This window comes from Rhodopseudomonas palustris HaA2, from assembly GCF_000013365.1.
Taxonomy (GTDB): domain Bacteria; phylum Pseudomonadota; class Alphaproteobacteria; order Rhizobiales; family Xanthobacteraceae; genus Rhodopseudomonas; species Rhodopseudomonas palustris_J.
In genome coordinates, this window is the sequence record NC_007778.1 from 4,241,502 (window position 1) to 4,254,195 (window position 12,694).

The 12,694-nt window shown below is 66.7% G+C and carries 11 protein-coding genes; 4 read left to right on the forward strand and 7 right to left on the reverse strand.

The features are described from left to right. Window positions 1–24 precede the first annotated feature (24 nt). Complete coding sequence (locus tag RPB_RS18675; protein WP_041798867.1) at window positions 25–567, reverse strand: O-acetyl-ADP-ribose deacetylase; 543 nt, start codon at window positions 565–567, stop codon at window positions 25–27. Next, window positions 564–890: a Grx4 family monothiol glutaredoxin gene (gene grxD / locus RPB_RS18680; RefSeq protein WP_041798344.1), complete on the reverse strand. Its 327-nt coding sequence runs from the start codon at window positions 888–890 to the stop codon at window positions 564–566. The genes RPB_RS18675 and grxD overlap by 4 nt, the downstream gene beginning before the upstream one ends. A gap of 300 nt (window positions 891–1,190) precedes the next feature. On the opposite strand from grxD, the gene egtB reads away from it, so the two are divergent. Both egtB and egtD read left to right on the forward strand, forming a co-directional pair. Then, complete coding sequence (egtB, locus tag RPB_RS18685; RefSeq protein ID WP_041798868.1) at window positions 1,191–2,438, forward strand: ergothioneine biosynthesis protein EgtB; 1,248 nt, start codon at window positions 1,191–1,193, stop codon at window positions 2,436–2,438. Between the two features lie 46 nt (window positions 2,439–2,484). Continuing rightward, entirely contained in the window at window positions 2,485–3,456 is a 972-nt protein-coding gene (gene egtD, locus RPB_RS18690) for an L-histidine N(alpha)-methyltransferase (protein WP_011442585.1), read from the forward strand. A gap of 183 nt (window positions 3,457–3,639) precedes the next feature. Here the strand turns inward: egtD and RPB_RS18695 are convergent, their stop codons facing one another. The 3 genes from RPB_RS18695 to RPB_RS18710 all read right to left on the reverse strand — a co-directional run bounded on the left by RPB_RS18695 (window position 3,640) and on the right by RPB_RS18710 (window position 6,414). Further along, window positions 3,640–4,371, reverse strand: a complete 732-nt coding sequence (locus RPB_RS18695; protein ID WP_011442586.1) for a hypothetical protein — start codon at window positions 4,369–4,371, stop codon at window positions 3,640–3,642. Between the two features lie 593 nt (window positions 4,372–4,964). Continuing rightward, window positions 4,965–6,155 (reverse strand): low temperature requirement protein A, encoded by a 1,191-nt coding sequence (locus tag RPB_RS18705; RefSeq protein WP_011442588.1) that lies wholly within the window; start codon window positions 6,153–6,155, stop codon window positions 4,965–4,967. Window positions 6,156–6,177: 22 nt separating this feature from the next. Further along, window positions 6,178–6,414 (reverse strand): BolA family protein, encoded by a 237-nt coding sequence (locus RPB_RS18710; protein WP_011442589.1) that lies wholly within the window; start codon window positions 6,412–6,414, stop codon window positions 6,178–6,180. 185 nt (window positions 6,415–6,599) lie between these two features. On the opposite strand from RPB_RS18710, the gene RPB_RS18715 reads away from it, so the two are divergent. Both RPB_RS18715 and RPB_RS18720 read left to right on the forward strand, forming a co-directional pair. Then, window positions 6,600–6,962 carry a DUF427 domain-containing protein gene (locus RPB_RS18715; RefSeq protein WP_011442590.1) on the forward strand — a complete coding sequence of 121 codons (363 nt, stop codon included), beginning with the start codon at window positions 6,600–6,602 and terminating at the stop codon, window positions 6,960–6,962. Window positions 6,963–7,051: 89 nt separating this feature from the next. After that, entirely contained in the window at window positions 7,052–8,242 is a 1,191-nt protein-coding gene (locus RPB_RS18720) for an acyltransferase family protein (protein WP_011442591.1), read from the forward strand. A gap of 227 nt (window positions 8,243–8,469) precedes the next feature. On the opposite strand, the gene purL is transcribed toward RPB_RS18720, so the two are convergent. After that, window positions 8,470–10,680: a phosphoribosylformylglycinamidine synthase subunit PurL gene (purL, locus tag RPB_RS18725; protein WP_011442592.1), complete on the reverse strand. Its 2,211-nt coding sequence runs from the start codon at window positions 10,678–10,680 to the stop codon at window positions 8,470–8,472. A 515-nt stretch (window positions 10,681–11,195) separates the two neighbouring features. Further along, complete coding sequence (locus tag RPB_RS18730; protein WP_011442593.1) at window positions 11,196–12,560, reverse strand: TrpB-like pyridoxal phosphate-dependent enzyme; 1,365 nt, start codon at window positions 12,558–12,560, stop codon at window positions 11,196–11,198. Window positions 12,561–12,694: the final 134 nt, after the last annotated feature.

Here is a 12,694-nt window from a genome sequence, read left to right on the forward strand (position 1 = left end):
ACGGATGGTAACGCTCGCGTGCCGCTAATCAAGAGCCGCCGCCAGCGCGGCGCGGTGCAAAGCGGCGCTCGGTTCGGAGAAACAGCAGAACACCACGCGATCGACCGGCGCCGCGGTGCGTAGCGCGTCGATGCAGGCGGCGACCGCGATCGGCGCGGCACGTTCGGGGGGAAAGCCGTAGACGCCGGTGGAGATCGCCGAAAACGCGATCGAAGCGAGGCCGTGCTGCCGGCAGAGTTGCAGCGCGCGGCGATAGCAGGAGGCGAGCGCTTCGTCCTCGCCCGACCGGCCGCCGTGCCAGACCGGGCCGACCGCATGGATCACATGGCGCGCCGGCAGATCGTAGCCCAAGGTGATCTTGGCATCGCCGGTGGCACAGCCGCCGAGCTTGCGACACGCGGCCAGCAATTGCGGCCCCGCGGCGCGGTGGATCGCGCCGTCGACGCCGCCGCCGCCCAGCAGCGAGCCGTTGGCGGCGTTGACGATCGCGTCGACCGCGAGCGTCGTGATGTCGGCGACGACGACCTCACAGGTCGCCGTCCCGCACCGGCGTGCGAAAATGCTCAGGCCGCGGCCTTGATGCCCTTGTCGGTGAACAGCTTCTGCAATTCGCCGGCCTGGAACATTTCGCGGACGATGTCGCAACCGCCGACGAATTCGCCCTTCACATAGAGCTGCGGAATCGTCGGCCAGTTCGAGAATTGCTTGATGCCGTCGCGCAGCTCGGCGTTTTCCAGCACGTTGTGGCCCTTATAGGCGACGCCGATGTGATCGAGGATCTGCACCACCTGACCCGAAAAGCCGCACTGCGGAAACTGCGGCGTGCCCTTCATGAACAGCACGACGTCGTTGGCCTTCACTTCGTTGTCGATGAATTGCTCGATGCTCATGGCGGATCCTTTTGCGGCGCGGCCGGCTGACCACCAGCGGCCGGGTCGAATGCTCATATATGTAGCCCGAAAACGTTTCGCAGCCCAAGTAAAATGCCCGACAGGCCGGCTGAGGTGCTGATTTGGCTCAACAATCGGAGCGGCGGGGCGCGGCGACCCGCCCGGCTCCCGCGGCGGCGTCCCGGCGCGGATTGTACGGCTGCGGCCTTACATCCCTGAAACGAGCGCCTATGTCCGAAACTGTGGAACCGCTGCCGGACAGCGGCGTTTTTCTTCAAACCGGAGTTGCTCGTGCCGAATATGTCCTCCGCCGCAGCCACTGTGGTCGATTCTGCTGCTTCCGCCGACACCGCAGCCCCTGCTCCGGCCGATCGCCTCGCCGCGGCCTATCGCGCCGTCCGTGACGAGACCGAGCGCCGCGCGGCGCCGCTGGGCCCTGAAGATCAGGTGGTGCAGTCGATGCCGGACGCCAGCCCGGCGAAATGGCACCGCGCGCATACGACGTGGTTCTTCGAGCAGTTCCTGCTCGGCCCGCACAAGCCCGGCTACCAGGTCTTCCACCCCGACTACGCCTTCCTGTTCAATTCCTATTACGTCTCCGCCGGCCCGCGGCACACCCGCGCGGCGCGCGGGCTGCTGACCCGGCCGGGCGCCGACGACGTCACCGCCTATCGGCGCGCGGTCGATGAGGCGATGCTCGGGCTGTTCGCCGAGGCCGACGACGCGACGCTGGCCCGGCTCGCGCCGCTGGTCGAGGTCGGGCTGAATCACGAACAGCAGCATCAGGAATTGCTGCTGACCGACATCCTGCACGCCTTCGCGCAGAACCCGATTCCGCCGGCCTACGATCCGGCCTGGACGCTCTCCGCCGCCGACCGCAGCGGCGACGGCTGGGTCGATCTGCCCGAAGGCATCCATGCGATCGGCCATACCGGCGACAGCTTCCATTTCGACAACGAGAAGCCGGCGCATCGCGCGCTGGTCGGGCCGGTGAAACTCGCCCGCCACCTCGTCACCAACGCCGAGTGGCTGCAATTCATGGCCGACGGCGGCTATCGCACGCCAACGCTGTGGCTGATGGACGGCTTTGCGAGCTGCGAACGCGAGGGCTGGGAAGCGCCGGGTCACTGGCGTCAGGTCGACGGCGAGTGGACCATCATGACGCTCGGCGGGCTGCAGCGCATCGATCCCGACGCGCCGGTCTGCCATATCAGCTATTACGAGGCCGATGCGTTCGCGCGCTGGGCCGGCAGGCATCTGCCGACCGAGATGGAATGGGAAGTGGCGGCGCGCGCCGGGCAATTGAACGACGCCTTCGGCCTGGTCTGGCAATGGACCCGCAGCGCCTATGCGCCCTATCCGGGCTATCGCGCCATCGAAGGCGCGCTCGGCGAATACAACGGCAAGTTCATGGTCAACCAACTGGTGCTGCGCGGCTCGTCCTGCGTAACACCGGCCGATCACAGCCGTATCACCTATCGCAACTTCTTCTATCCGCACCACCGCTGGCAGTTCACCGGACTCCGGCTCGCCGATTACGACAGCTGAGCAATTCGCAACAAGACGCGCCGCGCGCGCATCCGGGAGACCGCCCATGAATATGCACGTCGCCGTGCACGCGCGAGCGCATCAGCTCGACGCGCCGACCCGAACCTTCGCGGCCGACGTGCTGGACGGCCTGTCGCGGCCGCAGAAGTCGCTGTCGCCGAAATACTTCTACGACGACGCCGGCTCCGAGCTGTTCGTCGAGATCACCAAGCTGCCGGAATACTACCCGACCCGCACCGAGCTCGGCATCCTGCGCGACCGCGCGGGCGAGATCGCCGCGCTGATTCCGCCGAACGCCGCCATCGTCGAATTCGGCGCCGGCGCCACCACCAAGATCCGGCTGCTGCTCGCCGCCCACGCGGTCGCGGCCTATGTGCCGGTCGACATTTCCGGCGATTTCATCACCGCGCAGGCCGAAGCGCTGCGTGGTGACTTCCCCGACCTCGCGATCCATCCGGTGGCTGCCGACTTCACCGAGCCTTTCGCGCTGCCCGAGGCGGTGCGCGATCTGCCGAAGGTCGGCTTCTTTCCGGGCTCGACGCTCGGCAATTTCGAGCCGCAGGACGCCGCCCGCTTCCTGAACAGCGCCCGCGACATTCTGGGCGACGGCGCGCGGCTGATCATCGGCGTCGATCTGGAAAAGGACGAGCGGCTGGTGGTGCCGGCCTATGACGATGCCGCCGGCGTCACCGCGAAATTCAATCTCAACGTGCTGCAGAGGATCAACCGCGAGCTCGGCGGCGACGTCGACCTGTCGGCGTTCACACATCGCGCGATCTACAATCGCGACCTCCACCGCATCGAGATGCATCTGGTCAGCCTGCGCGACCAGAGCGTGCGCATCCTCGGCGAGGACATCGGCTTCCGCGCCGGCGAGACCATCCACACCGAGAACAGCTACAAATACAGCCTCGCCCGTTTCCGCGCGCTGGCCCGACAAACCGGCTGGACCCTGCAGCAGAGCTGGACCGACGCCGACGGCCTGTTCTCGGTGCATGCGCTGGAGGCGGAGGGCTGATTTCAGCCTTTCAATCAACCGCCAACCTTTGACTCCGTCATGCCCGGCCTTGTGCCGGGCATCCACGTCTTACGGCGCCTGCGGCAACAAGACGTGGATGGCCGGGACAAGCCCGGCCATGACGACGTCGATAGTTTGTGACTATCATCGGCCAACGGGCGCGAAGGGTATCTCACGAAGACGTTAGCTCGTCGTCTCAAGCTCGGCCGCCACGACCCGCACCACGCGTCGGCCCTTCGCTTCCACCGCGCATTTTTCGACATGGACCTCGCGATTGATCACCTGCAGGTTCGGTAGTCCCCAATAGGCAAGCAGCGCCGGCCATGGCGTGTCGCGGTGCTGGCGCCAGACCTGAAACAGCGGCACGCGGTGATCGACCTCGGCGGTCTTCAGCAGCCGCCGTTTGGTTTCGCGGCAGCGCCGGCCCTGCAGCCGGCGCAGCAGCCTGGTCTGTCCGCTCGGCGCGTTCCAGAATTGCCACGCCGTGACGCAGGCGCTGTGCCACGTCGCATTCCTGTTCGCGCCGGCGTTCCACAGATCGGCGTGCCAGCCGAAGCGATAGACCGGCTGGCCGCAGACGCAGCAGAAGCCTGCTCCCTTCGCGAAGGCCGTTTCCCGATACGGCGCCGGCGGCGTGCGAAACGTCGCCGGCAGCCCGGCCTCCGGATCACCGACCCGCCAGGACCATCCATCGGGCACCCCGCTGCGAGCCGCCAGCGCCCGCGCCAGCCGATCGGCGCGTAGCGGATGCGCGCGCCAATAACCGTCGACCGCGACGCGCAAAGTCGACGGCGCGTAGGCGCAGCTTTTCGCGCGCACCAGCACGGCCTGCGGAAAGGCGAGCGGCAAACGCTTGGTCAGCCGCGCAAGCGCCTGCGCGTTAGCCTTCGCCTTCTCGTCCCGCCAGTTCGACAAACCTGTCCCTCCACTCCGAGCCACGGTGCCTCGTCGCCCTAAAGCCTTCGTTAAGGCTGCGCGCCCGCCCGTCGATCGGCGAGCGGGCGGCGGCGCGGTCCGTCTTTCAGTGGGCGCGGCATTTGCCGGCATTCGATCCCGCTGCCGAAATCGGGATAGCAAGTGACGATACAAGCTCGCGTTCGTCGTTTGAACTGTTTGCGTCGCGTCACAGACCAACAGCATGTTCGACAATCTGATGATTCTTTTGGTTGTTCTGTCGTTCGGCTTTCCCGCCATGCCGTGGCTGTTCGGGGCGCGATGGGGAGCCAAAGGAATCTGGCTCAGCACCGGCTTCTCCGTCGTGCTGCTACTAGGCGGCTTCCCGATTTTGTTCGAGACCGCGTGCATCGCCAGCAACTGCGGCCAGGGCGCGATCGCCATCTTCATGCTAGGGCCGATCTGGATCGCGTCCGCATTGCTGACGGTCGGTTCGGCGATGATCATACGGTCCAGATGCAACAGTCAGCGTCGGTAACGCGTCGAACTGGCGCTGCTTGACGGCCGCTACGGGTCTCGCCGGACATCGCGCTCTCCCGAATCCGCCCCGCCCCTCACTCCACCGGCGAGCGCGCGGCGGCGCCGAGCGAGACGGCTTCCCAGATGCCGACCGCCAACAGGATCGCCGTGGTCGCGATCGACAGCGCCAGCGGGGCCATCAGCGGCGCCACCGGGATCAGCGCCAGCAGCGCGGCGATGCCGGCCATGTGCGACGGCTGCAGATGGCCGCGCACCGCGCGCTTGAACAAGAGCACGCCGATCAGGAACAGCAGCGGGCCGCCGATCGTGGTGAGGGTCACCTTGATGTCGGCGTGGCCGCTGGGATGCGCCAGCACCTGTTCGTCACTGACCGCGGTGACGACGATTCCGGCGACGATCGGCAGGTGGATGTAGGTGTAGGCGAGCCGCGCCAGCCGGCCGGGATCGCTCGACTGCGAGATCTTCTCCGAGCCGAGATGCACGCCGATGTGGAAGTAGATCCACCACATCGCGATCGCGCCGATCAGCGTCGAGCCGAAGGCGGCGAAGGTCGTCACGGTCCATTCGATGCCGGCGAAGGTCGCGCCCGTCACCACGATCGATTCGCCGAGCGCGATGATGATGAACAGCGCGCAGCGCTCCGCCATATGGCCGCCCTCGACGCTCCAATCCTGCGTCGTCGAGGCGCCGATCCACGGCACGTAGAAGCCCGCCACCGGCCCGGCATATTCGATCGCCAGCGCGATCATCCACAGCGCGATCCGCGCGGGGCCATCGAGCAGGCCGCCGGCGATCCAGAACACGCCGCTGACGCACAGCCAACTCGTGATCCGGAAGAAATTGATCCGCAGCGGCTCGGCTTTCGGCGTCGAGAGAAAGGCGAAGGCACTGCGTCCGACCTGCATCGCCACGAAGGCCAGCGCGAAAGCGAGGCCGCGGCTCTCGAAGGCGCGCGGGATCGAGGTCGACAGCAGCAACCCGGCGCTCATCAGCGCGAACAGCATCAGCCGGACGCGGGTGAGTTCGGGGTCGAGCCAGTTGGTGATCCAGGAAGTGTAGACCCACACCCACCAGATCGCCGACATCAGGATCAGCGCCTGCAGCGCGCCCACCGGCGTGACATGCCCCAGCAGGAAATGCGACACCTGGGTGACGGCGAACACGAACACCAGGTCGAAGAACAATTCGACATAGGTGACGCGGCTGTGTTCGTGCGGTCTTCGCACGCGGAGCAGATTGGCGGCGCTCGATGCCTCCGTCGTCACCGCGCGGCGCCTCGCCGCACCGTCAGCCTTCCGGAACGCCGGTCTGCAGCGCCAGCGCGTGCAGCACGCCACCCATTTGCCCCTGCAACGACTGATAGACGATCTGGTGCTGCTGCACCCGCGACTTGCCGCGGAACGATTCGGAGACCACCGTCGCCGCATAATGGTCGCCGTCGCCGGCGAGGTCGCGAATCGTCACCTCCGCGTCGGGAATCGCGGCCTTGATCATGGCCTCGATGTCGCGGGCATCCATCGGCATTCCGTGTCCTCCAGAATTTGATCCGGTCCGGCCGGTCGCGGCCGCAGACCGTCGTCGATTTGTGCAATACTATATTGCCATGCGCCCCTTTCAAAGCCCGCAGTCTGGGCACATCTAGCCCAGCGCCGCTCGGCTCCCGCGGCTGTTCCAGGGCCGCGGCCGACCGCCTATCGCGAGGACCATCCATGAAGATCCCCGGCCCCGACCATCCGATCACGATCACGCCGAATCCGAAGCGGGTGCGCGTCACCGCCGGCGACGTGGTGATCGCCGACACCACCCGCGCGCTGACCCTGAAGGAAGCCAACTATCCGCCGGTGCACTATTTGCCCCGCGCCGATGTCGCGATGGCGCTGCTGGCCGCGACCGATCGCAGCACCCACTGCCCCTACAAGGGCGACGCCAGCTATTTCAGCATCGAAGCCGGCGGCCGGACGCTGGCGAATGCGATTTGGAGCTACGAGGCGCCGTTTCCGGCGATGGCCGAGATCGCCGGCTACCTCGCGTTCTATCCGGACAAGGTCAGGATCGAGGAATTACCGGCGTAACGCGCGGGCCTTTCCCCTCGTAAGTCTTCAAACTTGCCGGACCGGCATTTCGCGGACATTGTCCCGCCGCGGCTCGACGGAGAGAGAGCGTGACGACAACCTATCCGACGCCCGGCGGCCTCGCCGCGCCCTCAGCCGCGACCGCAGCGCATGCGCGCGATCTGTCGCTCGATCGTGCGCGGACCTTCCTCACCATTCTGGTGCTGATTCATCATTCGGTGATCCCCTATACGCATTTCGGTCACACCGACGGAAAATCCTGGATCGGCTTCGATTGCGTCGTGCTCGCCACCGACAGTTTCTTCATGGCGATGTTCTTCATGCTGTCGGGGCTGTTCCTGTGGCCGAGCCTCGACCACCGGCCGAAGATGGGGACGTTCGCGCGCGACCGGCTGATCCGGCTCGGAATTCCGTTCGTGATCGCGGCGTTCACGGTGATACCGATCGCCTACTACGCGATCGCGCTGCGCGCCGATCCGGCGCTGGGCTTCGTCGAATTCTATCGCAACATGATCACCGTCGGCCCGTGGCCGAGCGGGCCGCTGTGGTTTCTGTGGGTACTGCTGATCTTCAGCGTGATCGGCGGCACCGCCTACCGGATCTCGCGGCGGACGCTCGATCCGCTCAACCGGCTCGCTGCGCTCGGCTTTCGACGGCCGTTCGTCTACATCCTCGCGACCTTCGCGATCACCGCCGTGCTCTACGTGCCGGCGCGGGTGTATTTCGGGCCGAACGCCTGGTTCGAGTTCGGCCCGTTCTCGGTGCAGGCAAGCCGCGTGCTGCTGTATGCGGCGTATTTCTTCATCGGCGCCGGGATCGGCGCCTGCCATCCAGAGCGCGGCGTGCTCAGCGCCGGCGGCAAGCTGCCGCAGCAATGGCACGTCTGGGCGCTGCTCGCGCTCCTGCCCTATGCGGCGATGTGGGGCTTCATCGGCATCAAGCGCGGCATTCTCGACAATCCGCCGGATCTGCCGGCGTGGTACGAGGCCGGCTACGGGCTCGCTTTCGCCGCCTTCAGCGTCACCGTGATCTTCGCGATCCTGGCGTATTTCCTGCGCTTCAAGCGCGCCGGCTGGAGCATCCTCGACCCGTTGCAGCACGACGCCTACGGCATCTTCCTGGTGCACTATGCCTGGATGCTGTGGCTGCAATACGCGCTGTTCAACGTCGACATCCCGGCGATCGCCAAGGCGGCGATCGTGTTCACGCTCGGCCTGCTGCTGAGCTGGGCGACGACGGCGGGGCTGCGGAGGATTCCAGGGGCGTATCGGGTGTTGTGAGCACCGACGGCTACCCGACGCACTCTGCGTCATCCTGAGGTGCGCATGCCCTTTGGCGTGCGCCTCGAAGGATGGGCCGCGAGTACCAACGCTGCTACGCGTTTCCGCATCCTTCGAGGCTCGCTGCGCTCGCGCCTCAGGATGACGGCGTTGGGGCAAGCTGCGAAGCGCGCAGTGCGCGCCTCAGGATGACGGCGTCAGGCCGCAGGGCCTCGCGCCGGCGAAGCTTAGTTCTTCCCCGCCATATAATCCGGCAGCCAGTGCTCGTGGGCGTGGCGTAGCGCCTTCACGTCGATCGCGCGTTCGCCGTCGATCTTCAGCGTGTGGCCGCCGGTGGTGCCGATCTGCGTGCAGGGCACGCCGACGCTCTTCAGCTTCGACAGCACGGTCAGCAGATCGTCTTCCTTCACGGTGACGAGATAGCGGCCCTGGTCCTCGCCGAACCACCAAGCGTGCGCGACGGTCGAATCCGGCGGCGCATCGAGCGACGCGCCGATATTGCCGCTGATCGCCATTTCGGCGAGCGCAACTAACAAGCCACCGTCGGATAAATCGTGCACGGCGGTCGCGGTGCCGGCGTGGATCATGCCGCGGACGACGTCGCCGTGGCGCTTCTCGCAGGCCAGATCGACCGGGGGCGGCGCGCCCTCTTCGCGGCCGCAGACGTCGCGCAAATACACGGATTGACCGAGCCAGCCATGGGTCTCGCCGATCAGCAGGATCGCCTCGCCCTCGGCCTTGAAGGCGAGCGTCGCCGATTTGGTGAAATCGTCGAGCAGGCCGACGCCGCCGATCGAGGGCGTCGGCAGGATGCCGCGGCCCGAGGTCTCGTTGTAGAGCGAGACGTTGCCGGACACGATCGGCGAATCCAGCGCGATGCAGGCTTCCGAGATGCCCTTCAGGCAGCCGACCAGCTGGCCCATGATCTCGGGCCGCTCCGGATTGCCGAAATTGAGGTTATCGGTGATCGCCAGCGGCTTGCCGCCGACCGCGGTGATGTTGCGATAGGCCTCCGCCACCGCCTGCTTGCCGCCCTCGTAAGGGTCGGCCTCGCAATAACGCGGCGTGACGTCGACGGTGAGCGCCAGCCCCTTCGGCCCGTCCTCGACGCGCACCACCGCGGCGTCGCCGCCGGGGCGCTGCAGCGTGTTGCCGCCGATGACGTGGTCGTATTGCTCCCAGACCCAGCGCTTGCTGCACAGGTCCGGAGTCGCCAGCAGCTTCTCCAGCGCCTCGGGCACCGGCATCGGCGCATTGACCTCGCGGGCGTGGATGACGGGCAGCTTCGGCGACGGCACGTGCGGGCGGTCGTACAGCGGCGCCTCGTCGCCGAGTTCCTTGATCGGCAGATCGGCCTTCACCGCGCCGCCGTGCTTGACCACGAAGCGCTTGGTCGGCGTGGTGTAGCCGACGATCGCGAAGTCGAGGCCCCACTTCCTGAAGATCTCTTCGGCTTCCTTTTCCTTCTCCGGCTTCAACACCATGAGCATCCGCTCCTGGCTCTCGGAGAGCATCATCTCGTAGGCGGTCATGCCGGTCTCGCGGGTCGGCACCGCGTCGAGATCGAGATCGACGCCGAGGTCGCCCTTGGCGCCCATTTCCACCGCCGAGCAGGTCAGGCCGGCCGCGCCCATGTCCTGGATCGCGATCACGCAATCCTTGGCCATGATCTCCAGACAGGCTTCCAGCAGCAGCTTCTCGGCGAAGGGATCGCCGACCTGCACGGTCGGACGCTTCTCTTCCGAGCCCTCGTCGAACTCGGCCGACGCCATGGTGGCGCCGCCCATGCCGTCGCGGCCGGTCTTGGAACCGAGATAGACGATCGGCATGCCGACGCCGCTCGCCGCGGCGAGGAAGATCTTGTCGGAATCCGCGAGGCCGACCGCCATCGCGTTGACCAGGATGTTGCCGTCATAGCGGGTGTGAAACCGGGTCTGGCCGCCGACGGTGGGCACGCCGAACGAATTGCCGTAGCCGCCGACGCCGGCGACGACGCCCGAGACGAGGTGGCGGGTCTTGGGATGGCTCGGATCGCCGAAGGAGAGCGCATTGAGGCAGGCGATCGGCCGCGCGCCCATGGTGAAGACGTCGCGCAGGATGCCGCCGACGCCGGTGGTGGCGCCCTGATACGGCTCGATATAGCTCGGGTGGTTGTGGCTCTCCATCTTGAAGACCACGGCCTGGTTGTCGCCGATGTCGATCACGCCGGCGTTCTCGCCCGGCCCCTGCAGCACCCACGGCGCCTTGGTGGGCAGCCCCTTCAGATGGATCCGCGAGGATTTGTACGAGCAATGCTCGTTCCACATCGCCGAAAAGATGCCGAGCTCGGTGAACGTCGGCTCGCGCCCGATCAGGTCGAGAATCCGCTGATATTCGTCCGGCTTGAGGCCATGGCTGGCGATCAATTCCGGGGTGATTTTCGGCTCTGGAGCGGACATTTCGGCGCAATCCTGTCGTCGCGCGGGAGGGGCCCGCGCGTGGCTGTTGTTTAGAAAGATCGGGGGACGCGGGAAAGGGTTTTCTGCGCGGCTGGGGATGGCAGCGGGCGCGCGGCCGCGCTCTTAACCCATTGGCTGTTCGACAGATCTTGTCACAACTCGTCATGGCCGGGCTTGTCCCGGCCATCCACGGAAACGAGCACTGTGCCCGAAGGCGTGGATGCCCGGGACGAGCCCGGGCATGACGACGGTGGTGAGAATGGAGGCACGGCGCCGCCCCAGCCGCGGCCGGCTCCTTCTCCCCGCTCTGCGCGGGGAGAAGGGTGGGATGAGGGGCCGGGCAGTGAATCGAAGCGGGGGAGGTCGGGCGGGGACGTGAGGCGACGCGGTGCCGGCCTGGGAGGCTGCATTCGCTCGACGGCCGTGCCCGGCCCCTCACCCGGATTGCTGCGCAATCCGACCTCTCCCCGCATGGCGGGGAGAGGTTTGGTCCGTGCCTTGCGGCCGGCTCGAGACTAAGCCGCCACCGCCGGCAGGCCCGCCAGCGCGGTCGCGAGGTCGGCTTCGTTGTAGTCGACGTCGACGAGCTTGCCTTCGTAGTAGTTGATGTAGGCCTGCATGTCGAAATGGCCGTGACCCGAGAGGTTGAACAGGATCGTCTCCGCCTTGCCCTCCGCCTTGCAGCGCAGCGCCTCGTCGATCGCGCAGCGCACCGCGTGGGTCGATTCCGGCGCCGGCACGATGCCCTCGTTGCGGGCGAACTGCACGCCGGCTTCGAAGCACTTCACCTGGTGATAGGCACGCGCCTCGATCAGGCCGAGCTCGTAGGCGTGCGACACCATCCCGCTCATGCCGTGATAGCGCAGGCCGCCGGCGTGGAAGCCCGGCGGAATGAAGGTCGAGCCCAGCGTGTGCATCTTCACCAAGGGCGTCAGATGCGCGGTGTCGCCGAAATCATAGGCGTAGGTGCCGCGCGTCAGCGTCGGGCACGCCGCGGGCTCGACCGCGATGATCCGCCGCGACCGGCCGCCGCGCAGCTGCAGGCCGAGGAACGGGAACGCAAGGCCTGCGAAATTCGAGCCGCCGCCGGCGCAGCCGATGATCACGTCGGGATCGTCACCGGCCATTTCGCACTGCTTGATCGCTTCCTGGCCGATGATGGTCTGGTGCAGCATGACGTGATTGAGCACCGAGCCGAGCGCGTATTTGATATCCGGATTCTTCGCCGCGACTTCGACGGCTTCGGAGATCGCGATGCCGAGCGAGCCGGGGCTGTCGGGATGCTGCGCCAGGATGGCGCGGCCGGACTCGGTCTCGGTCGAGGGCGAGGCGATGCAGCGCGCGCCGTAGGTTTCCATCAGCGCGCGGCGATACGGTTTCTGGTCGAACGAGACGCGGACCTGGAACACCAGCACGTCGAGCCCGAACAGCGAGCCGGCGAAGGCCAGCGACGAGCCCCACTGCCCGGCACCGGTCTCGGTCGACAGCTTCTTGATGCCGGCCTCTTTGTTGTACCAGGCCTGCGGCACCGCGGTGTTCGGCTTGTGCGAGCCGGCCGGCGAGACGCCTTCGTATTTGTAGTAGATCTTGGCCGGCGTGCCGAGCGCCTGCTCGAGGCGGCGCGCACGCACCAGCGGCGACGGCCGCCACATCCGGAACACGTCGCGCACCGGCGCGGGAATGTCGATGTAGCGATCGGTGGCGACCTCCTGGAGGATCAGCTCCATCGGAAACAGCGGCTCCAGATCGGACGGGCCGACCGGCTGATGCGTGCCCGGATGCAGCACGTCGGGTACCGGCTTGGGAAAGTCGGCATTGAGATTGTACCAGGACTTCGGGATGTTCTCCTCGTCCAGGACGTACTTGATCTGGTCGCTCATTCTGGTCTCCCCTCACGCGGCCCCTTGGTGCGGCCGGGAGGGTAATACAGCGGCCGGCGGCCTGCCAATTGCGCCGTGTCAATTGAATCACGCCGCCCGCGCCGGGCGGCGATTTGCATTGCAGCGCATCATCG